The sequence below is a fragment of the Streptomyces sp. NPDC020362 genome (genome assembly GCF_040642095.1).
Taxonomy (GTDB): Bacteria; Actinomycetota; Actinomycetes; order Streptomycetales; family Streptomycetaceae; genus Streptomyces.
Genome location: NZ_JBFAET010000016.1, coordinates 67,834 through 92,254 on the forward strand (window position 1 = coordinate 67,834; position 24,421 = coordinate 92,254).

Below are 24,421 nucleotides of genomic sequence, written 5' to 3' on the forward strand. Positions count from 1 at the left end.
GCCCTTTTCGCACACATCCAGCAGGCGTGGGCGGAGGCTCCGTCGCACCGCCGCGGACCGTGGGGGGCGCCGTGGGACCGAGCGCCGGCTCGAAGCGGCCGGGAGCATTCCGCCCCCTCCGTTCCAGGTCACCCCTAGTGCCAAGCACGCGGCGGTGCATGTAAAGTCCGACCACCTTCTTGAAAAGAGAACATCCGTACGTGTCGGCTTCCGGCCCGCGCCGTCTGATCGCGCCAGCAGCAAGTCCGTGCTCGGGGATGTTGAGTTGCCTGGAGCCCGCGAAGTGTCACCATCGCCCCTGCCCGCTCGGTTGCTGACCGCAGCGGCACGCCTCCTTCTGCCCACGGTGCTCGCCCTGTCGTTCGCCGTCCAGGCAGCGGGTGCCTTCCTTCCGAGCGTCCCCCTCCTGGTGGCGGCCACCGCCGGCGGGCTGGCGGCGGACTTCGCGCTGCACCGGTGGCAGCGGGGCATGGCCACTGCCCTCGGGAAGCTGCACGCGACCGTCTTCGTGCGCCAGGTCGTCCGGGACCTTCTGATGGTGACCGGCCTGATCCGCATCGAGGAGCAGGACTACGAGACGAAGTACCTGTCCCTCGTCTGCGGTCTGCTGCTCTTCTACGCCCTGCACTTCGCATGCCAGGCGGTTGCGATCCTCGTACGCCGCACCCGCACCCTGCCCGTGGTGACCCGGAACATCGACGCCTCGGCGCTGCGGCTGAGCCCCGCTCCCCCGGCGCTGCTGATGCATCGGCCCGGGCAGCGGCTCCTCGTCTTCGGTCTGCCCTCGACGGCCGGACTGCTGACCACCGCGACGGGCGCCTCGGCCTGGTGGGCCGCCGCGGGAATCGCCCTGTCCGCCGCCGTCGCGGTGGTGGCCGTCGGCATGCTGACGCTGCGGCTGCTGCCCGGACGCAGGCCGGTGACCAGCGAGCAGGCGCTGGAGTGGTTCGAGGCGTGGCTCGCCGAGTACCGGCCGACGGTGGGCATGTACTTCTCCGGCGGCACGAGCTCGGCCTACCAGGCGAACATGTGGCTGGAGCCGCTGGCCCGGCTGGAGGGGCGCCCGCTGATCGTGCTGCGCGAGCGCTTCATGGTGAGGAAGATCGCGTCCACCGACATCCCGATCGTGTGTCTGCCGAAGGTCGCCGACCTGATGCGGCTGGAGCAGTCCACGCTGAAGATGCTGATCCACCCGTCGAACTCGGGGAAGACCTCGCAGGTGCTGCGGATCCCCACCATCAAGCACGCGTTCGTCAACCACGGCGAGAGCGACAAGCTGTCCAGCTGCAATCCGTACGCGAAGGCGTACGACGAGGTGTGGGTGGCCGGTCCGGCTGCGCGTCGGCGGTACGCCCTGGCGGCCGTGGGTGTCGACGACAGGGACGTGGTGGAGATCGGCCGCCCGCAGCTGGACGTGATCGAGCCCTATGCCGGTGCGCCCACGAGCCGGTACACCACTGTTCTCTACGCCCCCACGTGGGAGGGGTGGGACGGCAACCCGGGCAACACCTCGATCATCGAGGCCGGCGAGAACATCGTCCGCACCCTCCTGGCCGATCCGGGCGTCCGGCTCCTCTACAAGCCGCACCCGCTGACCGGCTCGGTCGTTCCCCGGGCTGCAGCCGCGAACGCCCGGATCCAGGAGATGATCCACGCCGCGAACGCCCTGCGTGCCGCGGACCCCTCCGCCGAGCGGCCCGCGCCCTCCACGGCGGCGGAGCTGGCCGGCCGGACCGCCGATCTCGACCGCCTGACCACGTCCTCCTTCCGGGCGGGCGCGGACGACGCGGAGCGGATGCTGCTCCAGACGGTGCCGGAACCCGGCCGGGCCGCAGCCGTGGCCGACGCGACCGCCGCCTGGGAGGCCGCGTACTGGGCCTCGTTCCCCGCGTGGGAGCACCGGGTCGTCACCGGGGCGCGGCCGACCGTCTACGCCTGCTTCAACGCGGCCGACGTGCTGATCAGCGATGTCTCCAGCGTCATCTCCGACTATCTGGAGAGCGAGAAGCCCTACGCCGTCGCCAACACCAGCGGCCTTCCCGAGCAGGACTTCCGCAACACCTTCCCGACGGTTCGGGCAGGCGCCGTCCTCACTCCGGACGCCTCCGGGATACCGGCCCTGCTGGAGTCCGTGCGCCACCCCGAGAAGGACACCTACGCCGAGGCCCGCACCGAGCTGAAGCTGCACCTGCTGGGCCCCTCCGACCCGCCGTCCGTCGTCCGCTTCAACGACGCGGCCCGTGCGCTGTGCGCGGAGGCCGACGAGCACCGGTCGGGCATGGCGGTGCGGGCGCTCGCGGCCATCCCGAGTCAGCGAGACGCCGGGGCGACGCTGGACAGCGAGCAGGTCAGGGGCTGAGTCCCCGACCCAGGTACACCGCTGTCCCCCGGCGCAGCCGGCATCCGCACCCACCGGTGCGGCGGCCGCTGTTCCGGGGGACAGCCGGTTGCGCGGTGCGCAGCGACGGCCCGCGGACCGGGGACGGCTGAACGCGGCCCCTGCCGCCGAGCGACCGACGTCGTCGATCACCCTCGTCGCGGCGTCGGCGGAGCACCGTGCCGGCCGGTCCGGGCGCCGTGCTCATCCCGTGGCGTCCGCATCCGTCGGGCCGGGGATCGCGCCCCGGGTGCGCAGCCCGGCGATGTCGGCGGGGCTGAATCCCAGCTCGGTGAGGATCTCGTCGTTGTGTTCGCCCAGGTCCGGAGCCCGCTTCGCCGGGACCTTCGCGACGCCTCGCAGGTTGACCGGGCTGTTGACGGTGTATTCCAGCCCCCGGACGCCTTCCAGCGGCACGACGATGTCGTTGGCGCGCAGCTGCGGGTCCTGCGCGGCCTCCTCCGGCGTCTGGATGAGGCTGTGGGTGACGCGCTCCCGGGTCAGGGCCTCCTTCCAGTGTGCGAAGGGCCGTGAGCGGAACTCGGCGTCGAGCAGCTCGGCCAGCGCGGCGGAGTTCCTGACGATGGCCTCGACGTCCGCGAAGCGGGGATCCTCCAGCAGCTCGGGGTGCCCGATGGCCCGGGTCAGTCCCGGCCAGTGCGGCGGTGAGGCGACCAGCATGAACCACTCGTCGTCCGCGGTCCGGTACGGGTTGGTCAGCGGGTTGGCCGGCGCCTGCCGGTCGTGCAGCTGGAACGGCGTGCCACCGGCCAGCGCGCCGGCCACGAGTGTCCCGGTGGCCCAGACGCCCGCGGCGAGCAGCGACGTCCCCACGCTGGCCCCTTGTCCCGTCCGCTCGCGGCGGTACAGGGCGGTCACGACCGCCGCGTAGATCGCGATCGCCGACATGTAGTCGCCGCTGCCCCAGACCGGCACCGTCGGCGGGGCTCCCGCGTCCCGGGTGGAGGCCAGCAGTCCGCTGCGCGACCATGCGGCGGTCAGGTCGAAGCCCGGCCGCCCGGCGTCGGGGCCGGCATCTCCGAAGCCCGTGATGTCGGCGTAGACGACTGCCGGGTTCCAGCCCGAGACCTCTTCGTAGCCGAGGTGCAGCTTCTCGCGCGTGCCGTGCGGGAAGTTGGTGATCACCACGTCGGCCCACCGGACGAGCCGTCTGAGGATCTCGGTGGCTGCCGGGGACTTGAGGTCGATCACCATGCCGCGCTTGTTGCGGTTGGCGAGGTGCCAGCTGTAGTTGGCCTCGGCCCGGGGACTGGGCGGCACCGAACTCAGCCGCCGCTGGGGGTCGCCCTTGCCCGGCGGCTCGATCTTGATGACGTCCGCCCCGAAGTCGGAGAGCACGGTGGCCGCGGCCGGCCCCGCGATGAAGCTGGAGGCGTCGAGGACCTTCAGGCCGGTGAAGACGGATTCGGTGGTCATCGCCGTCACCTCACGAAGGCGCTCAGGCCGCCGGTCACGGCACGCCCGACGATGAGGGTCTGGATCTCCCGCGTGCCCTCGTACGAGTAGAGGGCCTCCGCGTCGGCGACGAAGCGGCCGATCTTGTAGTCGAGGACGATGCCGTTGCCGGCCATCAGTTCCCGCGCCCAGCCGACGTTCTCGCGCATCCGCACGGTGCACTGGGCCTTCGCCAGTGCGGACTGCTCGTCCCGGTAGACCCCGGCGTCCTGCAACTGGGCCAGGCGCGTCACCATCCCGCACGATGCCGTGGCGTTGCCGAGCATCTTCACCAGCAGGTCCTGCACGAGCTGGAAGCCTGCGATGGGGCGCCCGAACTGCTCGCGCTCCTTCGCGTACTGCAGGGCGATCTCGTAGGCGCCGAACATCACTCCCACCGCCTGCCAGGCCACCCCGCTGCGCGTCTGGCGCAGGATCTTGGCGGTGTCCTTGAACGAGTTCGCGTTCTGGAGACGGTTGGCCTCGGGAACGCGGCAGCCGTCGAGCACGATGTCGGCGTTCTGCACGATCCGCAGCGCCATCTTGTTCTCGATCTTCGTCGCGGTGAACCCGGGGGTGTCCTTCTCCACGACGAAGCCGAGCACGTGCTGGGACTCGGCATCGCGGGCCCAGATGACGACCAGGTCGGCGAAGGTCGCGTTGCCGATCCACCGTTTGGCTCCGTCGAGGATCCATCCGTCGCCGTCGCGGCGCGCGGTCGTCAGCAGGCCGCCGGCGACGTCGGAGCCGCCGTGCGGCTCGGTCAGCCCGAAGGCGCCGATCTTCTCGAGGCGGGTCATCTCCGGCAGCCAGCGCCGCTTCTGTTCGTCGGAGCCGCAGGTGAGGACGGTGCCCATGGCCAGCCCCGTGTGCACGCCGAAGAAGGTCGCCAAGGACGCGTCGAAGTGCGCGAGCTCCAGCGCGAGGAAGCCGGAGAAGAGGTTGCTCGGCCGGGGTTCCGGCGAGTCGGGGTCGGCCCAGTCCACCAGGCCCAGCTTCGCGAAGCCCTCGACCAGCTGGAAGGGGAACTCGGCCCGGCCCCAGTAGCCGTCGACGATCGGGGCGGCCTGCGTGCGCAGGAACGCGCGGACGGACTCGATCTTCTCCCGTTCCCCGTCCGACAGCAGTTCCTCGTAGGCGTAGAAGTCAGCGGGCAGCAGCCCTTCGTCCAGGTAGGGACCGGACGGTGTCGGCAAGGTCGTCGTGCCGCTCATTGCGCTCTCCCTCAGGCACTGCGGGCAGTGCTCGGGGGGGGTCGCGTCCGTGAGCCCTCTCCTGCCCGGCGATCTCGGTTCTCTGGCGCGATTGAACGCGGGTCCGGGGCCGGCTCCCCGGACCCGCGCCGTCACGGGGTGCCGTCGTCGCCGTGGATCACCCCAGTGGCCCGTCGCAGCCCTGCGCGGCGGAGACGGGGGCGAAGCTGCGCAGCAGCCGAGGCCCACGTGTGGGGCGTGCCCCGGGAAGGAGAAGGCCGAGGCGGCCTGACGGCCCGGGAGCCCGGGCCGTCAGGCCGGGCGGCCGAGTGCGTCGAGGATGAGTGCTTCGAGTTGCTGTGTGACCCGGTCCAGCGGCTGCATGCTGCGCTTGGCGCGGCACATGGCGACGGCGCCCTCGACGGACGCCACGACGAGGGCGCCGAGCCCGGCTGCCCGGTCGGGGTCGGCGCCGTGCCGCCGCAGCGCCTCGGTCAGCAGCAGCTCCCAGTCCTCGAACACCTCGGCGGCGGCGACCAGGGCCGACGGGATCTCGTCGGACGGCGGCTCCTCGACGGAGACGGCCAGTACGGGGCAGCCGGCCCGGAAGTCGCTGTCGACGACGATGCCGCGCCACAGGGCCAGGAAGGCGCGCAGTCCTGCGACCGGGCCCGCGTCCAGCTCCTTGCGCAGGATGCGGGAGACCGCCTCTCCCGCGTACCGCACCGCCTCGGTGGCCAGCTGCTGCTTGCCCTCGGGGAAGAAGTGGTAGGTCGAGCCGAGCGGCGCTCTGGCGTGCTTGGCGAGCTCCCTGATGCTGGTGGCGTTCAGGCCGCGCCTGCTGATCATGTCGGCGGCACCGACCAGGATGCGCTCGCGCGACGGCGCGCCGGGCTTGGCCAAGACCGTACTCCCCTCTGTCTATAACGATCGTCATAGTCCAGCGTGACCCACGGATATAACGACTGTTATAGCCAGACTGTCATAGCCGTCCGTGACCCTGCGTGGAGCACGAGGGGAGAGTCCGTCATGCCGATCATCCGGCTCACCGTCCCGTCCGGCGCCCTGACCGAGGAGGGCCGCACGAGCGTCCAGCGGGATCTGGCCGCCGTACTGCTGCGCCGGGAGGGGGCGCCCGACACCGCGTTCTTCCGCGCGCAGGCGTGGAGCTTTCTGGTGGAGCTGCCCGACGGGGCGCAGATCACGGCCGAGGACGACGCGCCCCGCTTCCTCGTGGAGGTGGCGGTGCCCCAGGGCGCGCTGTCCGAACGGCGCAGGGCCGGCCTGGTGGGGGACGTCACCAGGACCGTCCTCGAAGCTGCCGGACTCCCGGCGGACGACGCCCTGCGGGTGTGGGTGCTGGTGCACGAGCAGCCCGACGGCACCTGGGGCGCCGGCGGATCGGTCGTCCGCCACGCCGACCTGGTCGCGCTCGTCGAGGGGCAGCGGGCCGATGCGTGAACTGCCCTACGTCGCCCGCAACACCGTCGAGTGGCGCGAGGTACCCGATCCCGGGCTGCGGTCGGATCAGGAGGCGATCGTCGCACCGGTCACCGCCACCTCGTGCGACGTCGACACGGCAATCCTGGCCGGACACGGCTTCGTCGATCCGCCCTTCGCCCTCGGTCACGAGTGCGTCGCCCGGGTCGTGGAGACCGGCGACGCCGTCACCACCGTGCCCCCCGGCGACCTGGTGGTCGTGCCCTGGTCCGTCAACTGCGGCGCCTGCGGCACCTGCCGCGCCGCACTGACCGCGCACTGCACGGCCGTACCGCGCATGGCCATGTACGGCGCACCGATCGGCGGCAGGGCGGCCTGTTCTCCGACCTGGTGCGCGTCCCCTGGGCGGACGCCATGCCCGTCCCCCTGCCCGCCGGTCTGGACCCGGTCGCCATGACCTCGGCAAGCGACAACCGGTCCCTGTCCTGGCGCCTGGTGGCCCCGCACCTGAAGGCCAGGCCCGGGGCCCGCGTCCTGGTCGTCGCCCGCGGCAGCATCGGCCTGTACGTCTGCGACATCGCCCGCGCGCTCGGCGTCCCCGTCTTCGTCCGCGCCGGCGGCTGAGCGCGCCCCGCCCCCCGGTCCGCCCTGCGGCACGCCTGGCGATCAGCGGCGTCGGCAGTGGTCGGCGCCGCGCACCTGCACGAATGGCCAGACGGGTTGCTCCCGGGGAATGAATCCCCCGCCGTGCCTCCGCCTCGTGCGCCACCGATCTGACGGTCCGTCATCACAATGGCCCTCGGCCGGACGTCGGCGTCCACGCAACCGGAAACAAGGGCGAATCACATGGCGCTAGTCACTTCACCGACCCATCGACGAGGAAGCGGAGGACGGGGGCTGCTGAGGCCGAGAGCCAGGGCGGCGGCGCTGGCGGGTCTCCTGCTGCTCGGGATCGTTGCTCCGGCGCAGGCCATCGAGTCCACCGTCTCGGTGAACAACAAGCGGACCGGATGGGACTCGAACGAGCCCAACCTGTCGCCGTCCAAGGTGTCCTCGTCGAGCTTCGGACGGCGGTGGTCCACCCCGGTGAACGGCTCGGTGCTGGCCCAGCCGCTGGTCACCGGCAAGAACGTGGTCGTCGCCACCGAGAACAACTACGTCTACGGCATCGACGCCGTCACCGGGACGACGAACTGGACCCGGCAGCTCGGCCCGGCCTGGCCGACGTCGTCGGTCGGCTGCGCCGACCCCGCGGCGCAGACCGGGATCACCTCCACCCCGGTGTACGACTCGTCGTCCAACACGGTCTACCTCACGAGCAAGGTCAACGACGGGCCGGACGTCCAGCATCCGAGCTGGTACTTCCACGCGGTGAGCGCGTCCACCGGTGCCGAGCGCTCCGGCTGGCCGGTGAAGATCAAGGGCACGCCGAGCAACAGCTCCAGCCACCCGTTCAACTCGTTCACCGCCGCGCAGCGCCCCGGCCTGCTGCTGCTGAACGGCTCGGTGTACGCGGGCTTCGCCTCCTACTGCGACAAGGGTCCGTTCGTCGGCCAGGTGGCCGGCGTGAACGTCAGCACCCGCAGCCTCACCCTGTGGTCCACCGAGGCGGGCTCCGACACCCAGGAGGCCGGCATCTGGCAGAGCGGCGGCGGGCTGGTCTCGGACGGCTCCGGCCGGATCTTCTTCGCCACCGGCAACGGCGCCGGAACGGGCTCCTCGCCGGGCGTCGGCCCCGGCAACAAGCCGCTGGGACACTTCGGTGAGTCGGTGGTCCGGCTGGGAGTGAACAGCAACGGCACCCTCTCGGCCCGCGACTTCTTCAGCCCGACGAACAACCGGACGATGGACAGCGGCGACATCGACCTGGGCTCGGGCGGTCCGGTCGCGCTGCCCGACGGCTTCGGTAGTCCCGCGCACCCGCACCTGCTGGTCGAGGTCGGCAAGGACGGCCGGGTCTTCCTGCTGGACCGGGACAACCTGGGCGGCATGGGCCAGGGCCCGAACGGCACCGACAAGCCGGTGAGCATGGCCGGACCGTTCGAGGGCGTCTGGGGCCACCCCGCGGTCTGGGGCGGCGGCGGTGGCTACGTCTACACCGTCGGCTCCTCCGGCAACACCCATGTGCCGTTGCGCGCGCTGAAGTTCGGCGTGGACAGCGCGGGCGTTCCGCGACTGACCAGCGTCGGCGTCAGCAACGAGGGATTCGGATACGCCTCCGGCTCCCCCGCGGTCACCTCCAACGGAACGGCCGGCGGCTCCGCGCTGGTCTGGGTCGTCTGGTCCGGTTCCGGCGCCGGCGGTGTCGGTGGCCAGTTGCGGGTCTACGACGCGGTGCCCGTCAACGGCACCATGCACCTGCGCCGCTCGTTCTCGATCGGCACGGCGTCCAAGTTCGTGGTCCCCGCCACCGACGGGGGCCGGGTCTACGTGGGGACCCGGGACGGTCATCTGGTGGCCTTCGGCACCGCGTAGGGCCGTGTCACGGCAGGGCGTGCCCGACCCGGTGACGGGTCGGACACGCCCGTGTGTCCGGGAGCCGGCCGGAGCTCGGCCGGCCTTCTGTCCGACCTCCGCAGCCTTCGCGTGGGGCTCACGGGGCGGCCGGCGCCAGGACCGTACGGCAGTCGAGCCATGCGTCGGCGGTCAGCAGGCCCTGGAGGCGGGTGAAGAGGGCGAGGAGAGCGGGGCCCCACTCGGCGCGGAAAGCGGGGTCGATGCGGGCGAGGTCGAGTTCGTTGGCGGCCGACAGTTCGGCGAAGTCCCGGCGGGCCGGCGAGGACGGGACGTGGGCGCGGCCGGTGAAGCGGTCGTGGAAGGCGGCGTCCGGCCGGGCGAGATCCGGGTAGGTGGCCTTGCGGTCGCAGGAGGCGTACAGGTAGACGATCTCCTCGGCCTCCGTACCGATCACCGCCGCGAGGTCGGTGCGGCGGTCCACGCGCAGCAGTGCGGTGGCAAAGCCGTCGGTGCCGTAGAACGCGTGGCACAGACCGGCGAGCTGGAGGGCGGGGCGGGCCCGCCACATCGCGAGCCGGGCCCGGACGCGGGTGAGGTGTGCGAGCAGGGTGCCGCCGGGGTGGGCGATGCCGTCGGCGCCGTACGCGCGCAGGAGGGCCAGCGCCCGGTCGGCGGCGGCAGCGGTGGCAGCCTCAGCGTCCATGTCCATGTCCATTTCTCTTCTCGTCCTCTCACGCCGGGGGCGGTGCCGGGCGGATGCCGGGGCGGAACTTCGGGACGCGTACCGTGATCTTCGTGCCGGCGCCCACACCGGTCTCGATGACCAGGCCGTGGTCGTCGCCGTAGACCTGGCGCAGTCGCATGTCGACGTTGCTCAGGCCGATGCCGGCGGACGGGCCGCCCCTGCCGCGCAGGATGTCGCGCAACCGCTGCGGGTCCATGCCGGCACCGTTGTCCTCGATGACGACCCGGGCCTCGGTGCCCTCGTCCTCGGCGATGATCGTGATCCGCCCCCGGTCCGCCGACTCCTCCAGGCCGTGTTTGAGCGCGTTCTCGACGAGGGGTTGCAGGCAGAGGAACGGGAGGGTGACGGGCAGCACCTCGGGAGCGATCCGCAGGGTCACTTCGAGGCGTCTGCCGAAGCGGGCCCGGGCGAGTTCGAGGTACTGCTCGATGGAGCGCAGTTCCTCGGCCAGAGTGGTGAAGTCGCCGCCCCGGCGGAACGAGTAGCGGGTGAAGTCGGCGAATTCCAGGAGGAGTTCACGCGCCCGTTCGGGGTCGGTGCGGACGAACGAGGCGATGCCGGCGAGTGAGTTGTAGACGAAGTGCGGGGAGATCTGGGCGCGCAGGGCCCTGATCTCGGCCTCGATCACACCGGAGCGGGCCCGGTCCAGGTCGACGAGTTCGAGCTGGACGGCGACCCAGCGGGCCACTTCCTCGGCGGCCCGGACCATGACGGCGGACTCCCCGTCGCCGAACGCGGCAAGCGTGCCGGTCACCCGGCCGTCGACGCCGAGCGGGACCACCACCCCCCAGCGCACGGGGCAGGTGTCGTTGCCGCAGGAAAGCGAGAAGGTCCGGGTGCGGCCGACCCGGACGGCGTGCGCCAGCTGGGCCCCGGCGTCCTCGCGGTGGTGGTCCCCGACGCCGTCCCAGGCGAGCACGGACTCCTCGTCGGTGAGGGCGAGGGCGACCGTGCCGAGCAGCGGGCGCAGCCGCTTGGCCGCCTTGCGGGCCGTGTCGGGGGTGAGGCCCGCGCGCAGGGGCGGGGCGGCGAGCGAGGCCGTGTGCAGGGTGTGGAAGGTGGCTCGTTCGACCGGGGTGCCGGGCCCTGCCGGGTTCTCCTGCTGGCGCCGGGCGCCGGCATGGCCGAGGGCGGCGCCGAGGGCGAACAGCGCGAGGCCGGCGAGGGCGAGGACGACGGTACCGAGTGGGGCGACGTCGTTCACGGCGTGCTCGGTCCGGGGTGGGCGGTCAGTGCCTCGGGCAGGTGGAGCCGGGCCATCGTGGCGGCGGCGCTCGCGGGGGCGCGGTCGCGGGTGGCCAGGGAGACCAGCACCATCGCGGCGAACCCCACGGGCACCGACCAGACGGCGGGCCAGGCCAGCAGGGTGTGCACCCAGCCGGAACGGGCCCCGCCCGCAATGGTCACCGTCACCGCGGTGAGCGCCGAGCCGCCGCCGAGGAGCAGTCCGGCGACCGCGCCGGGCGGGGTCAGGCCACGCCACCAGATGCCGAGGAGGAGCAGCGGGCAGAACGAGGAGGCGGACACGGCGAAGGCCAGGCCGACCGCGTCGGCCACCGGCAGATCGCTGACCACGGCGTTGGCGGCGGTCGGCACCGCGATCGCCGGCACGGTCGCAAGGCGGAAGTGCCGGATCCCCAGGGTCGGCAGCACGTCCTGGGCGAGCACACCGGCGACGGACATGGTCAGCCCGGAGACGGTGGACAGGAACGCCGCGCAGGCGCCGCCCGCGACGAGGGCGCCGAGCAGGCCGCCGCCCGCTCCGCCGATCAGCCGCTGCGGCAGTACGAGGACCGCCGCATCGGTGTCGCCGGTCAGCAGCAGGTCGGGGGCGTAGAGCCGGCCGAGGGCGCCGTAGAGGGGTATCAGCAGGTAGAAGGCGCCGAGCATGCCGAGGACGACGACGGTGGTGCGGCGGGCGGCGCGGCCGTCGGGGTTGGTGTAGAAGCGGACCACCACGTGCGGCAGGCCCATGGTGCCGAGGAAGGTGGCGAGGATCAGCCCGTAGGTGGCGTACAGGCCGTGCTGTTCGCGATCGGCCGACAACGGTTTCGCCCAGCTCGACGGGGCCGTGGCGGTTCCGCCTTCGCCCGGCAGGGGCACGCGGGCGCCGGAGGGGAAGCGCACGGTGGTGCCGGTGCCGATCCGGTGGGTGCCCGCGTCGAGGGTGAGGGGGTCGTCGTGCCGGGCCCGGCCGTCGACGGTACCGGTCGCGGTGATGCGGACCGGTTCCTGCACGGTGAGGGTGAGCGGCCGGTCGGCCCGCACCTGGGTGGAGCGCTGGAAGACGGGCCGTTCGTCCCAGACCGGGGCCGGGGTGTGGTCGGAGCGCCAGGCGACCAGCAGGAACACGGCGGGCACCAGCAGGGCGGTGAGTTTCAGCCAGTACTGGAACGCCTGGACGAAGGTGATGCTGCGCATGCCTCCGGCGGCCACCGCCGCGGTCACGACCACCGCGACGACCAGGCCGCCGAACCAGCTGGGCACGCCGGTGAGCAGCCGCAGCGTCAGTCCGGCGCCGCGCAGCTGGGGCAGCAGATAGAGCCAGCCGACGCCGACGACGAGGACGCTCGCGATCCGCCGGACGGACCGGGACTCCAGCCGCGCCTCGGCGAAGTCCGGCAGGGTGTAGGCCCCCGAGCGGCGCAGCGGGGCGGCGACGAAGGCCAGCAGGACCAGGAAGCCCGCGGTGTAGCCGATCGGGAACCACAGCATGTCGGCGCCCTGGGCGAGGACGAGTCCGGCGACGCCCAGGAACGAGGCGGCGGACAGGTACTCGCCGCTGACGGCGAACGCGTTGAGCCGCGGGGGGACGCTGCGCGAGGCGACGTAGAAGTCGGAGGTGGTGCGCGAGATGCGCAGGCCCAGCGCGCCGACGAGCACCGTGGCGAGGACCACGGCCGACACGCCGGCGATTCCGTACGTCCGGTTCAACGTGCGGTCACGTCGTCCTCGTTGCGCTCGGCACGGCGCACGTACCAGGCGCCCGTGCACAGCAGCGCCGGATACGGCGCCACGCCGAGGACGAGCCAGACGGCGGGCGGGACGCTCGGCCGGGTGTCCGCGAGCGGAAGCAGCCGCAGGAGAACGGGGAGCAGGCCCAGTGAGCCCACGAGCAGGGCGGTGGCCGTGAGGGCGGCCCGCAGCTGACGGCGCATCAGTGCGGTGACGGCGGTGTCGTCGGCCGGGGTGGCGGGGACTGCTCCGGGCGGGTGCACAGGCCGGGGAAGGCGGCCGCGGTCGGTGCGGGGCCCTGCGGTGACCACCTCTCTGCGCGGGACGGATTCCGCACCCATGACGCACTCCCGGAGGCCGCGGTGATCACCTTGTTGCGGTGAGTGTACGCAGCAGGCCGACGGCGAGGTAGACGCCGGACGAGGTTCGGCACATGCTCGGCACAGGCGCGGTCGGGTGGTCTCCGACGGCCTTGCGGGTCACCGCGCTCCGCCGACCACGCCCTGGGCCCGGCGGGCCAGCAGATCCCGCAGTTCCCGGGCGTTGCGGCGGCTCACGGCGAGGATCCGGTCGCCGACCCTGACCGTCACGTTGCCGCCGTCCAGGCGCACTTCCTCGATGCGGCCGAGGGCCACCAGACGGCTGCGGTGGATGCGCACGAACCCGCGGGAGCGCCACTGCTCCTCCAGGACGGAGAGCGGGATGCGCACCAGGTGGCTGCCGTGCGGGGTGTGCAGGCGCGCGTAGTCGCCGTGGGCCTCGACGCAGGTGATGTCGGCGACGGAGACGAAGCGTGTCACCCCGCCCAGTTCCACGGGGACCTGGTCGCCCAGGGGGTCGGCGGGGCCCTGCCCGGTCCGGGTCAGTTCGGCGACGCGCCGTACGGCCTCCGCAAAACGCTCCCTGCGCAGCGGCTTGAGCAGGTAGTCGACGGCCTTGAGGTCGAACGCGCGCACGGCGAAGTCCTCGTGGGCGGTGACGAAGACGATCAGCGGCGGGGCCGCGAAGCCCCCGAGCAGTTCCGCGAGGTCCAGGCCGCCGAGGCCGGGCATGTTGATGTCGAGGAAGACGACGTCGACGGCCCCGGGCCCGTCCGGGCCCGCCGCCCTGGCCCGTTCGAGCAGGTGCAGCGCCTCGGTGGTGTCAAGGGCGGGCACCACCGTGCCGACCCGCGGGTCCTCGTCCAGGAGGTACAGCAGCTCTTCGAGCGCGGGTTCCTCGTCGTCCACCGCCAGTGCGCGCAGCATCTGCCGCATCTCCTCGTCTCCGCTCCCGTGGGGACGCCGGCACCCACGTGAGCAGCATCCTCGGCCCGGATGCCGCCGCCGTCGAGACCCTGCTCAGTCCGGCAGGCGCATCCGTACCCGCTCTCCCGGCCCGATGCGCACCACCCGGTCCGGCAGGCGGATGTCGATGGGGGCGTGGCCGGAGGATGCCGGTACGGCGGCCTCCAGCTGGCCGGAGCGCAGGCGCAGACGGACGCCCCAGTGGCCCTGGTAGCGCAGCGAGAAGCCGTAGGAGGAGAGTTCCGGGAGCGGGACGGGGTCGAGCCACAGCAGTCCGTCGCGGGTCTCCAGGCCGGTGAGGCAGCGCTGGACGAGGTCGAGGGTTCCGGCCATGGCTCCGAGGTGGATGCCCTCGCCGGTGGTGCCGCCCTGCACGTCGGCGATGTCGCCGCGCAGGGCCTCCTGGACGAAGCCCCAGGCGTCGGCGCGGCGGGCGCGGGCCAGGATCCAGCCGTGGACCAGACCGCTGAGGGTGGAGCCGTGCGAGGTGCGGTGCAGGTAGTAGTCGACCGTCGCCGTCCATGTCTCCTCGTCGAGTCGGTGGCCCAACTGCGCGAAGAGGGCGCCGAGTTCGGCCGGGGAGAAGAGGTAGCCGAGCATGAGGACGTCGGCCTGCTTGGACGCCTGGTAGCGGTTGACGGTGTCGCCCTCCGCCTCCAGGATCCGGTCCAGGCGCCGGATGTCCCCGTACTGCTCGCGGTAGCCGTCCCAGTCCAGCTCGGCGAGGTCGCCGTAGCCCTCGAACTGGCTGATCACGCCCTGGTGGAAGGGCACGTGCAGGGTACGGGAGACCTCCTCCCAGCGGGCGAGTTCGTAGGGCTCCAGGCCCGTGCCCTCGGTGACCTCGCGGCGGCGCGGCTCCGGCAGCCGGGCCAGCAGCTCCAGGGCGCGGGTGAGCACCCAGGCGGCGGTGACGTTGGTGTACGTGTTGTCGTCCAGGCCGGGTTCGGGTGCCTCCGGGTAGGCGTCGTGGTACTCGTCGGGGCCGACCACGCCCCGGATGCGGTGCCGGCCGAGGTGGTCGTCGTAGACGGCCGAGTCGGCCCAGAAGCGGGCGATCTGGAGGAACATCTCGGCGCCCTCGGTGTGCAGGAAGTCGGTGTCCCCGCTGGCCTCGCAGTATTGCCACACGTTGTACGCCACCGCGGAGCCGACGTGCCGCTGCAGCCGGGAGTGGTCGGCGAGCCAGCGCCCCGAGCGGGGGTTGAGGTGCAGCTCCTGGGTCTCCTCGCGGCCGTCGCTGCCGCTCTGCCACGGGTAGAGGGCACCGCGGCGGCCCGTCTCGTGGGCCGCGTGCAGGGCCGCGTCCAGGCGCCGGTGGCGGTAGCGCAGCAGGGCGCGGGAGACCTCGGGCAGGTGGAGGTTGAGGTAGGGCAGGACGAACAGCTCGTCCCAGAAGACATGGCCGCGGTACGCCTCGCCGTGCAGTCCGCGCGCGGGCACGCCGACGTCGAGGTCGGCCGTGTGCGGGGAGAGGGTCTGCAGCACGTGGAACTGGTGCAGGCGCAGGATGCGGCCCGGTTCGCCCGGGACGTCGAGTTCGGCCCGTACCCACAGTTGCTGCCAGGCCGTGGTGTGCGAGGCGAGCAGCTCGTCGAATCCGGGCGCGGCGGCGACCCGGTCGACCGCGGCGCACAGCGGGTCGCTGATGGCCGGGTCGTGGGAGGTGTGCAGGGCGACGGTCTTGTCGACGGTGACGGTACGCCCGGGTGTCAGGGTGAGCCGCAGCCGCTGCACGGCCTGCCGCTCCTCGGTCGTGTCGGTCACGGGGACGGGGGCGGTCAGCCGGGAGGCGAGCCCGATGCCGATGTCCGAGGTGCGGGTGCGGCAGCGCAGCCACGCCGTGCCGGGTTCGGCGCTGCCCGCCTCGACGTCGGCGAGGTGGCGGCCGCCCAGGTCGCGGTAGCGAGCCACGCCGGCGTTGGTGACGCCGCCGTCGAGCGCGGCCTCGACGTCCAGTTCTCCGGTGAAGTCCTCGGTGGTGAAGTCGGTGCGCAGGGCGGCGAGATGGGGGTCGGCCATGTGGACGAGGCAGAGCTGGCGGACGAGGAGCGTGCCGCCCGCGCCGAGCCGGTAGCGGGTACGGCGCTCCAGCACGCCGGGGTCGAGGTGCAGGACCTGGCGGTGCTCGGTGACGGGGGCGGTGTCGGGGGTGAGCAGGTCGTGGCCGGCCGGGCCGAAGCGCAGCGGCAGCCAGTTGGGGAGGTTGACCATGTCCTCGTTCTCGACCCGGCGTCGGGCGACCTGTGAGGTGAGCCGGTTGTAGCAGCCGGCCACGTAGGTGCCCGGGTAGTGCACGTCGTCCGCCGTGCACTCGGGCAGGGCCCCCCGGGTGGCCAGGTAGCCGTTGCCGAGGGTGCACAGGGACTCTCTGAGGCGTTGCTGCGCGGGCTGGTAGCCCTCGTACTCCCAGGTCAGACCGGTCACGTCCGCGATCCCCTTCCGCGCGTCTGGAACCAGTGTGCCCCGATATCCGGCACAACCGTGTATATCGGGGCACCTCGGAAGTCGATCGGGCGGAGCCGGTCAGGGATAGCTGACCAGGTTCGCCACGTTGGTGGCCGAGTTGGACGGTCCTCCCGTGGTGTTGACGACGTGGCTGATGGTGCCGGTGCCGCCGAGGGAGACGGTCACCATGCTGGTGAAGCGGACGCCCGGGGTGTTCGGTGCCTCGATGGCGTGGGCGGCCCTCACGCCCGGGTCGGCGTTGAAGTAGCAGTAGCTGCCGAGGCCGTAGGCCTGATGGCTCGTGACGGAGTCGCCGACCTTGTACGCGGCGTAGCCCTGGGTGGAGCCGTTCATCCAGGCGGCCTGGTTCGGCGGGTCGTAGGGCATCTCGTTCTGGAAGAAGTAGGTGCGGCCGCCGTTGCCGTTCCAGACCACCTGGTACTTCTGGAAGTGCTCCACGAACAGGCCGTACATCGTCACGTCTGCGCCGTTGACGGTGAGTCCGGTGTCGGCGGTGTTGCTGGTCCAGCCGACGCCGCTGCCGTGGTCGGCGCGCCAGATCCACATGTGGTCACCGATGACGTTGTTGCTGTTGACGACGATGCCGGTGCCCGCCTTGCCGACGCCCGCGCCGCCGACGCGGACGTAGACGTCGTGCAGGGAGGTCGGGTCGGCGGCGTGGGAGGCACCGGAGCCGGCCGGCCCGACCTCCAGCAGGGTCTTCGAGCTGGTGGTGCCGGCGTCGAGGAGCAGGCCCGCGATCTTCACGCCGTCGACGTCGGCGACGCTCATCGCGGTGATGCCGTTGTCCGGGACGAGGGTGGCGAGGCCGAGACCGAGGACGACGGTGTCGGGGCGGGTCACCTTCAGGGTCTGGTCCAGGTGGTAGACGCCCGGTGTGACCAGGAGGTTCTTGCCCGCGGCGAGCGCGGCGTCGATCTGGGCCGCGCTCGCGCCGGGCTTGACGACGTAGAAGGTGTCCAGGGACAGCGAGCTGCCCGCGGGGCTGCCGCCCGCCCAGCTGGTCGCGGTGGAACCGGAGCGCACCGACGGCACGAACACCTGGTACCTGCCGGAGCCGTCGACGTAAAGGAACGGCTTCTCGCGGCTGACCGGGCTCTGCGCGACCGTGGTGTACGGCGGGTTGGGGAAGGTGGTGGCCGGGACGCCCTGGCTGCCGACGAAGACCATGTTCCAGTTGGAGCCGTTCCAGCTGCCCAGCCGGGAGTTGCGGGTCAGCCACTGCTGCTGGCTGCCGGAGTTGACCTGTCCGTCGACCAAGCTGTCGGCGAGGTAGCCGCCGCTGGACCAGCCGCCGTCGTCCAGGGCGAGGTTGCCGCGCAGATGCATCCGCCGGTACGGCGCCGCCTGCGAGACCGCCCAGCGGTCGCTGCCGCCCGTGGGGTTGACCGACAGGTTCTCCGCGCCGCGCCAGAAGTTCTGTGTGGCGTTGCCCTGGAACCAGTCCGCCTCGGCGTGCACCGCACCGTTGACCGAGACGGCGTCGGGGGTCAGGCCGAGGCCCGCGACCTGGGTGTAGAAGCCGACGTTGACGTCCGCGCTGTAGGCGCCGGGCTTGAAGAGCACGGCGTAGCGCTGGGAACCGAACTGGTTCGTCTCCTGCTGCTTGAAGATCGTATCCAGCTTGCCCTGGATGGCCGAGGACGACATCGACGGGTCGAAGACGACGACGTTCGGGCCGAGGTCGGGGTCGCTCGTGGACTGGGTCACCGGGACCACCTGGAAGCGCTGGGCGGCGGTGCCGTTGCACGTGTACTGCACGAACTGCACGCTGTCCGCGAGCGAGGCGCCCGGATCGTCCAGGCACTTGCCGCTGCCCCGGTTGACGAAGTGGTAGGCGCCGCCGCCGTCGTCCACGGGCAGCCACTGCTGGTTGGCGCCGCCGCCGTAACCCCACAGGTGGACCTGGGCGTTGTCGGCGGTGGAGACGTCGGCGACGTCCACGACCTGGTCGGTGCTGTTGGCGTTGCCGATCCGCACGTAGCCGTCACCGGTCGCGGTGAAACTCCACTGCTGGGCGGCGGTGTTGTTGCACGCGTACTGCTGTACGACGGTGCCGTTCGCGGTACCGGCGGCCTTGGCGTCCAGGCACCGGCCGCTCGCGGCGTTCATGACGGTGGCGAGGCCGGTGGGCAGGGCGGAGGCCGCTGCATGTGCGGGTGTGGCGGTGAGCAGGGACGCGGCCGCCACGGCGACCAGCGCGGCCGCGGTGGATCTGCCGCGGCGGGAGAGGGGAGGCACGGGTTCTCCTTGCAGAAGGACCGGGAGCGAGAGGGGAGTCAGCCGGTGTAGCCCGCGAAGACGCGGGTGTAGTCCCAGGCGGACTGGGAGACGCCGGAGCAGCTGTCGGCGGGGCCGCCGGTGCAGGGGCGGTCGCGGTTGGCGGACCAGAAGGTGAGCCGGGCCAGGTGGTGCTGCTGGGCGTAGGCCAGGATGGTCCGGAAGTCGTTCACCGTGACGGTCTCGTTGTTGTCGGTGATGCCGTTCATGGACGAGATGCCCATGTCCCGGTAGGCCTGGTCGTCGCTGTAGTGGTAGGCGTTCTTCAGCGCGTTCTTGAGTCCTTCGGCCGCCTGCGTGGTGAGGTTGCCCATGTTCTGCCCTGCGCCGCCGAAGTCGAACGGCATGATCGCCCATGCGTCCACGGCCAGCCCGGAGGAGGCGGCCCGGTCGATGAGGCTGGTGTCGGGGCCGCTCTGCCCGGTGCCGATGGTGATGTACACCTTCAGGCCGGGGTTGTTCGCCTTCACGGTCTTGAGCGCGTCCACGGTGCGCTGCTGCACGGTGGGGTTGCTGTAGGCGTCGGCCTCGATGTCGATGTCGATCGCCTTGAGGCCGTAGGCGTTGATCACCTTCTGGTAGGCGGCGGCGAGTTCGCCCGCGCTGGAACAGGAGCTCTCCAGCTTGTTGCCGCTGTAGCCGCCGAAGGACGGGATGATGTCGCCCCCGTTCGCCCGCACGGTGGTGACGGTCTGCTGGTCGGCCCCGCCGGTCAGCGGGCGGCTGCCGTCCCACTGGGGGCTGCAGTAGCCGTTGCTGAGCACGAAGGCGAGCGTGAACCACTTGACGCCGGTGGCCTGGGTGATCGTGCTCGGGTCCGGCGGGCTGCCCCAGCCGTTGTAGAGGTAGGGCGCCACGGCCATCCGGGCGGACGGGGTGGTGCCGCCGTCGGCCGAGGGCGCGTTCCACTTCTGGTTGGCGCCGCCGCTGCAGCTCCAGATCTGGGCGCGGGCGCCGTTGGCCGAGGAGTTGTCGGTGACGTCCAGGCACTTGTTCGCCTGGGGGTTGACGATGTCGTGGGCGGCGGTGACGGTCCACTTCTGGTTGGCTCCGCCGGTACAGGACCACAGCTGCACCTTGGCACCGTCGGCGGTGGAGTTCCCGGTGACGTCGAGGCACTTGCCGAGGGCGCGGACGGTGCCGTCGCCGCCGACGGTCCACTGCTGGGCGGCGGTGCCGTTGCAGTCGTAGAGCTGGACCGCGGTTCCGTCGGCGGTGCCTGCCCCGGCGACGTCCAGGCACTTGCCGGCCAGGCCGGTGACGGCGCCGGTGGCGGCGTGGGCCGGGAAGGCGGTGAGCAGGCCGGTGGCGAGCGACAGGGCGGCGAGCGAGACGGCTGCGGGAAGTGGTCTGGCCATGCGGGCGGCCTTTCGGGTGGGGGTGCCGGACGCAGGCCAACACGGGCGTGACGAAAGGGCGTTGAGCGCATCCGGAAGTCTTTGTTTAAGGCGTGAAGTTAAAGGTCCGGACCACTGGCGTCAAGGGGTTGGACATCGGTCATGGACGTGTACCGGCGGACTGTCCGTGGCCCGGCGCCGTGCCGGGCCACGGGCGGTCCGCCGGTCAGACGGCCGAGACCTCGCCGCTCCGCTCGGCGAACTGCGTCCTGTGCAGCTCCGCGTACCGGCCGCCCGCCGCGAGGAGTTCCTCGTGGGTGCCGCGTTCCACGATCCGGCCGGCCTCGACGACCAGGATCTGGTCGGCGGCCCGGACGGTGGACAGACGGTGGGCGATCACCACGGCGGTACGGCCCTGAAGGGCCTCGGCGAGCGCCTCCTGGACGGCCGCCTCGGAGGTGTTGTCCAGGTGGGCGGTGGCCTCGTCGAGGATGACCACCCGCTGGCGGGCCAGCAGCAGCCGCGCGATGGTCATGCGCTGGCGCTCACCGCCGGAGAGCCGGTAGCCGCGCTCACCCACCACCGTGTCCAGACCGTCGGGCAGAGAGCGGACGACCTCGGCGAGGCGTGCGCGGCCGAGGGCGTCCCACAGCTCCTCGTCCGTGGCGGCGGGACGTGCCAGCAGCAGGTTGGCCCGCACGGAGTCGTGGAAGAGGTGGCCGTCCTGGGTGACCATGCCGAGGGTGGCCCGCAGGGAGGCGGCGGTCAGGTCGCGGACATCGGTCCCGCCGAGGCGGACGGCGCCGGCGTCGACGTCGTACAGGCGCGGCAGCAGCTGCGCGATGGTGGACTTGCCGGCGCCGGAGGAGCCGACCAGGGCGACGGTCTGGCCGGGTTCGGCGCGGAAGGAGATGCCGTGCAGCACCTCGGCGCCACCGCGGGTGTCGAGCGCGGCAACCTCCTCCAGGGAGGCCAGGGAGACCTGGTCGGCGGAGGGGTAGGAGAAGGTGACGTCCTCGAACTCGACCGCGACCGCGCCCTCGGGCACCTCGACGGCGTCCGGCTTCTCCTCGATGAGGGGCTTGAGGTCCAGCACCTCGAAGACCCGCTCGAAGCTGACGAGCGCGCTCATCACCTCCACCCGGGCTCCGGCGAGCGCGGTGAGCGGGGCGTACAGCCGGGTCAGCAGCAGCGCCAGGGAGACGACCGCGCCCGCCGCCAGGGTGCCGTGCAGCGCGAACCAGCCGCCGAGGCCGTAGACCAGGGCCAGCGCGAGGGCCGAGACCAGGGTGAGGGAGGTGATGAAGACCGACTGGGCGGTCGCCGTGCGCACCCCGATGTCACGCACCCGGGCGGCACGCTCCGAGAACTCGGCGGACTCCTCCTCGGGCCGGCCGAACAGCTTGACCAGCGTGGCGCCGGGTGCCGAGAAGCGCTCGGTCATCCGGGTGCCCATGGCCGCGTTGAGCGCGGCCGCCTCCCGCTGCATCCGGGCCATCCGGCTGCCCATACGGCGGGCGGGCAGCACGAACACCGGCAGCAGCACCAGCGCGAGCAGGGTGATCTGCCAGGACAGGGTGAGCATGACCGCGAGGGTCAGCAGCAGGGTCACCAGGTTGGTCACCACGCCCGACAGCGTGTTGGCGAACGCCCGCTGGGCACCGATCACGTCGTTGTTGAGACGGCTGACCAGTGCTCCCGTACGAGTACGTGTGAAGAACGCGACGGGCATGCGCTGCACATGATCGAACACAGCCGTGCGCAGGTCGAGGATGAGTCCCTCCCCGAGCGTCGCCGACAGGCGCCGGCCGAGGATGCCGAGCCCTGCCTCCGCGAGCGCGACCAGCGCGATGAGCAGGGACAGCCGGACGACCGTGCCGGAGTCCCGGCCCGCCACGATCGCGTCGACGACGCGGCCGGCGAGCACGGGGGTGGCCACGGCGAGCAGTGCCGTCACCACCCCGAGCAGGACGAAGCGGACGATGCCCGAGCGGTGCGGGCGGGCGAAGGCGGCGATGCGGCGCAGCGTGGCGCGGGCGAAGGGACGGCGCTCCTGCTGCGCGGTCATCACGCTGTGCAGCTGCGTCCATGCGGTGGTCTCCATGCTCATGGGAGAGACCGTAGGACCTCAAGCTTCGTTGAGGTCAATGTCCGCGCCTTTTCACGTCCATCGGCATCCCCGCACCCAAAGGACTCCATGACGTCTCCCTCTCATCCGCTGCCCGTCCGTAAGACGCCGTCCCCGATCCCGCAACCCGCCGCTCACACGGCGCGGAAAACCTCTCGCAGTGTGACAGCGGTACATCTCCCCGACCTCCGCCAGGGACGCCTCACCCGGCTTGCCCGGCGCCTGCCCGTGCGGCAGATCCTGTGCCTGCTTCCGCTCCTGCTCGTCGCGATCGTCGCGGTGCAGCACCGGTCCGTGCTCGTCGAGGGCTTCGGTCATCTGCGCACCGCCTCGTTGCCCTGGCTGCTGGCGGCGGCCGGCGCCACCTGTCTGACCTGGGTGGCCGCCGCCTTCACCCGGCAGGGCGCCGTCGTCCAGCCGCTGCCCCGGTGGCGGCTGCTGGCCACGCAGTTCGCGGCGGGCTCGGCCAACCACCTGCTGCCGACGGGACTCGGCGCGGGCGCGGTCAACCTGCGGTTCATGACCGTGTGCGGGGTGCCGCTCGCCCGCTCCTCCGCCGCGCTCGCGCTGTACCTGCTCGCCGAGTCGGTCGGCCGGCTGAGCCTGCTGGCCGCGCTGTTGCTCGCCTTCCCCGACGCACTGCAGCTCGGCGCCCTCGTCCCCGCAGGGGCCGCCGGACCAATGCTGACCGTCGCGGGCGCGGTGCCGGCGGTGGCCGTGACCGCACTGGCACTGGTACGACGCCTGCGCACACCCGTGATCCGCTTCGTGCGCACCGCCCTGGGCGAGGCCCGCTCGGTGCACACGCGACCGGCCCGGGCGCTCGCGCTGTGGGGCGGCTCGCTCGCCTTCCCTGCGCTGCAGGCCGCCGGTCTGGTGGCGGTGGGCCGGTCGCTGGGACTGACCGTGCCGCCGGCCCACATGGCTCTGGCGTACCTGGCCGCGACGGTCGCGGTGGCACTGGTGCCCACACCGGGCGGGCTCGGCTCCGTCGAGGCGGCGCTGATCGTGGCGCTGGTGGCGGCCGGCGGTCCCGTGGCGGTCGCCACGGCGGTGGTGCTCGCCTACCGCATCATCACCGTCTGGGTGCCGCTGGTGCCGGGGGCGCTGACGCTGGGGGCACTGGTGCGGTTGAAGGTCATCTGAGGCAGAGTGGCTCTCCGAGCCGCCCCTCAGAAGGAGCACCCGCCGTGCCGGTCCGCGTGGAACGCAAGGAACACGTCACCACGATCGTCCTGTCCCGCCCCGAGGTCCGCAACGCCGTCGACGGCCCCACGGCAGCGGACCTCGCCCGCGCGTTCAGGGAGTTCGAGGCCGACGGCACCGCCCGGGTGGCGGTGCTGTGGGGCGAGGGCGGAACCTTCTGCGCGGGCGCCGACCTGAAGGCGATGGGCGGCGAGCGCGGCAACCGGGTCGCCGAGGAGGGCGACGGCCCGATGGGGCCGACGCGGATGCGGCTGTCCAAGCCGGTCGTCGCCGCCGTCGCGGGGCACGCCGTGGCGGGCGGCCTCGAACTGGCCCTGTGGTGCGATCTCCGGGTCGCCGAGGAGGACGCCGTCTTCGGGGTGTTCTGCCGCCGCTGGGGCGTGCCGCTGATCGACGGCGGCACGGTACGGCTGCCACGGCTGATCGGCACCAGCCGGGCCATGGACATGATCCTGACCGGCCGCCCGGTCCCGGCCCGCGAGGCCTACGACATCGGCCTCGCCAACCGCGTTGTGCCCACCGGCCGCGCCCGCGCCGAGGCCGAGGAACTGGCCGCGGCCATCGCCCGCTTCCCGCAGGCCTGCCTGCGCGGCGACCGGGCCTCGGTCCTGGACCAGGACGGCCTGGACGAGGAGAGCGCGCTGCGGGGAGAGCTCCGCCACGGCATGGAGGTGCTGGCGGAGGGTCTGCAGGGCGCGGCACGGTTCGCCGGAGGCGCCGGGCGCCACGGGTCCTTCACGGAGGCGTGAGTCGGGCGGGGCGGGTCACCGGAACCCTTGAGGGCCGGGTCCCGCCGGACGGGGTGCGACCGGTACCGCGAGAGCCGGGAGCGGCTGAACAGGGTCCGCCCGAGACCGCGACCGCCTGGAGCCGCCAAGCAGGGGGCGGCCGGGACCGGCGAGGGCCGGGAGCCGCCGAACAGGGGGCCATCCGAGACCGCCGAGGGCCGCCGGGTGTGGCCGAGTCCGCGACCGCCTGGAGCTGCCAAGCAGGGGGCCGACCGAGACCGCCGGGTGCCGCCAGCTGCCACCGGGTGCCGCCGAGTCCGCGACCGTCTGGAGCCGCCAAGCAGGGGGCCGACCGAGACCGCCGG

Annotated in this window: 17 protein-coding genes and 1 pseudogene; 6 read left to right on the forward strand and 12 right to left on the reverse strand. The window is 72.4% G+C overall.

Annotation, left to right across the window (positions count from 1 at the left end; all coding sequences use genetic code 11):
• Nucleotides 1-283: 283 nt before the first annotated feature.
• A complete protein-coding gene (locus AB0H32_RS09850; protein WP_361117032.1) occupies nucleotides 284-2,359 on the forward strand; it encodes a hypothetical protein in 2,076 nt (691 codons plus the stop codon).
• Nucleotides 2,360-2,581: 222 nt separating this feature from the next.
• Here AB0H32_RS09850 and AB0H32_RS09855 read toward each other — a convergent pair whose 3' ends face one another.
• The 3 genes from AB0H32_RS09855 to AB0H32_RS09865 all read right to left on the reverse strand — a co-directional run bounded on the left by AB0H32_RS09855 (nucleotide 2,582) and on the right by AB0H32_RS09865 (nucleotide 5,928).
• Nucleotides 2,582-3,814: a CoA transferase gene (locus AB0H32_RS09855; protein WP_361117035.1), complete on the reverse strand. Its 1,233-nt coding sequence runs from the start codon at nucleotides 3,812-3,814 to the stop codon at nucleotides 2,582-2,584.
• 5 nt (nucleotides 3,815-3,819) lie between these two features.
• Nucleotides 3,820-5,046 (reverse strand): acyl-CoA dehydrogenase family protein, encoded by a 1,227-nt coding sequence (locus AB0H32_RS09860; protein ID WP_361117038.1) that lies wholly within the window; start codon nucleotides 5,044-5,046, stop codon nucleotides 3,820-3,822.
• A gap of 291 nt (nucleotides 5,047-5,337) precedes the next feature.
• Nucleotides 5,338-5,928 carry a TetR/AcrR family transcriptional regulator gene (locus AB0H32_RS09865; RefSeq protein ID WP_361117041.1) on the reverse strand — a complete coding sequence of 197 codons (591 nt, stop codon included), beginning with the start codon at nucleotides 5,926-5,928 and terminating at the stop codon, nucleotides 5,338-5,340.
• Nucleotides 5,929-6,054: 126 nt separating this feature from the next.
• Between AB0H32_RS09865 and AB0H32_RS09870 the strand changes: the two genes are divergently transcribed.
• The 3 genes and pseudogenes from AB0H32_RS09870 to AB0H32_RS09880 all read left to right on the forward strand — a co-directional run bounded on the left by AB0H32_RS09870 (nucleotide 6,055) and on the right by AB0H32_RS09880 (nucleotide 8,940).
• On the forward strand, nucleotides 6,055-6,486 hold the full coding sequence (locus AB0H32_RS09870) for a tautomerase family protein (RefSeq protein ID WP_361117044.1): 432 nt from the start codon (nucleotides 6,055-6,057) through the stop codon (nucleotides 6,484-6,486).
• Nucleotides 6,479-7,059, forward strand: a pseudogene (locus AB0H32_RS09875) (alcohol dehydrogenase catalytic domain-containing protein); the annotation flags it as partial. The gene AB0H32_RS09870 and the pseudogene AB0H32_RS09875, both read left to right, overlap by 8 nt.
• 252 nt (nucleotides 7,060-7,311) lie before the next feature.
• Nucleotides 7,312-8,940 carry a PQQ-binding-like beta-propeller repeat protein gene (locus AB0H32_RS09880; RefSeq protein WP_361117047.1) on the forward strand — a complete coding sequence of 543 codons (1,629 nt, stop codon included), beginning with the start codon at nucleotides 7,312-7,314 and terminating at the stop codon, nucleotides 8,938-8,940.
• 118 nt (nucleotides 8,941-9,058) lie between these two features.
• On the opposite strand, the gene AB0H32_RS09885 is transcribed toward AB0H32_RS09880, so the two are convergent.
• From AB0H32_RS09885 to AB0H32_RS09925, 9 genes are all read right to left on the reverse strand, one after another.
• Nucleotides 9,059-9,631, reverse strand: a complete 573-nt coding sequence (locus AB0H32_RS09885; RefSeq protein WP_361117050.1) for a DUF6817 domain-containing protein — start codon at nucleotides 9,629-9,631, stop codon at nucleotides 9,059-9,061.
• Nucleotides 9,632-9,653: 22 nt separating this feature from the next.
• Nucleotides 9,654-10,871 (reverse strand): histidine kinase, encoded by a 1,218-nt coding sequence (locus AB0H32_RS09890; protein ID WP_361117053.1) that lies wholly within the window; start codon nucleotides 10,869-10,871, stop codon nucleotides 9,654-9,656.
• On the reverse strand, nucleotides 10,868-12,601 hold the full coding sequence (locus tag AB0H32_RS09895) for a cation acetate symporter (RefSeq protein ID WP_361117056.1): 1,734 nt from the start codon (nucleotides 12,599-12,601) through the stop codon (nucleotides 10,868-10,870). Before AB0H32_RS09895 ends, AB0H32_RS09890 begins: the two co-directional genes overlap by 4 nt.
• Nucleotides 12,598-12,963 carry a hypothetical protein gene (locus AB0H32_RS09900; RefSeq protein WP_361117059.1) on the reverse strand — a complete coding sequence of 122 codons (366 nt, stop codon included), beginning with the start codon at nucleotides 12,961-12,963 and terminating at the stop codon, nucleotides 12,598-12,600. The genes AB0H32_RS09895 and AB0H32_RS09900 overlap by 4 nt, the downstream gene beginning before the upstream one ends.
• 138 nt (nucleotides 12,964-13,101) lie before the next feature.
• Nucleotides 13,102-13,869, reverse strand: a complete 768-nt coding sequence (locus tag AB0H32_RS09905; protein WP_361117062.1) for a LytTR family DNA-binding domain-containing protein — start codon at nucleotides 13,867-13,869, stop codon at nucleotides 13,102-13,104.
• A 93-nt stretch (nucleotides 13,870-13,962) separates the two neighbouring features.
• Entirely contained in the window at nucleotides 13,963-16,335 is a 2,373-nt protein-coding gene (locus tag AB0H32_RS09910) for a glycosyl hydrolase family 65 protein (protein ID WP_361117065.1), read from the reverse strand.
• A 99-nt stretch (nucleotides 16,336-16,434) separates the two neighbouring features.
• Complete coding sequence (locus tag AB0H32_RS09915) at nucleotides 16,435-18,618, reverse strand: RICIN domain-containing protein (protein ID WP_361117068.1); 2,184 nt, start codon at nucleotides 18,616-18,618, stop codon at nucleotides 16,435-16,437.
• A gap of 38 nt (nucleotides 18,619-18,656) precedes the next feature.
• The gene (locus AB0H32_RS09920) at nucleotides 18,657-20,015 is read right to left on the reverse strand and encodes a lectin (RefSeq protein ID WP_361117071.1); all 1,359 of its coding nucleotides are present in this window, start codon (nucleotides 20,013-20,015) and stop codon (nucleotides 18,657-18,659) included.
• 205 nt (nucleotides 20,016-20,220) lie between these two features.
• On the reverse strand, nucleotides 20,221-22,098 hold the full coding sequence (locus AB0H32_RS09925; RefSeq protein ID WP_361117079.1) for an ABC transporter ATP-binding protein: 1,878 nt from the start codon (nucleotides 22,096-22,098) through the stop codon (nucleotides 20,221-20,223).
• Between the two features lie 186 nt (nucleotides 22,099-22,284).
• On the opposite strand from AB0H32_RS09925, the gene AB0H32_RS09930 reads away from it, so the two are divergent.
• Nucleotides 22,285-23,268 carry a lysylphosphatidylglycerol synthase transmembrane domain-containing protein gene (locus tag AB0H32_RS09930; protein WP_361117074.1) on the forward strand — a complete coding sequence of 328 codons (984 nt, stop codon included), beginning with the start codon at nucleotides 22,285-22,287 and terminating at the stop codon, nucleotides 23,266-23,268.
• A gap of 44 nt (nucleotides 23,269-23,312) precedes the next feature.
• Nucleotides 23,313-24,077, forward strand: coding sequence for a crotonase/enoyl-CoA hydratase family protein (locus tag AB0H32_RS09935; protein ID WP_361117076.1), 765 nt, complete (start codon nucleotides 23,313-23,315; stop codon nucleotides 24,075-24,077).
• Nucleotides 24,078-24,421 lie beyond the last annotated feature (344 nt).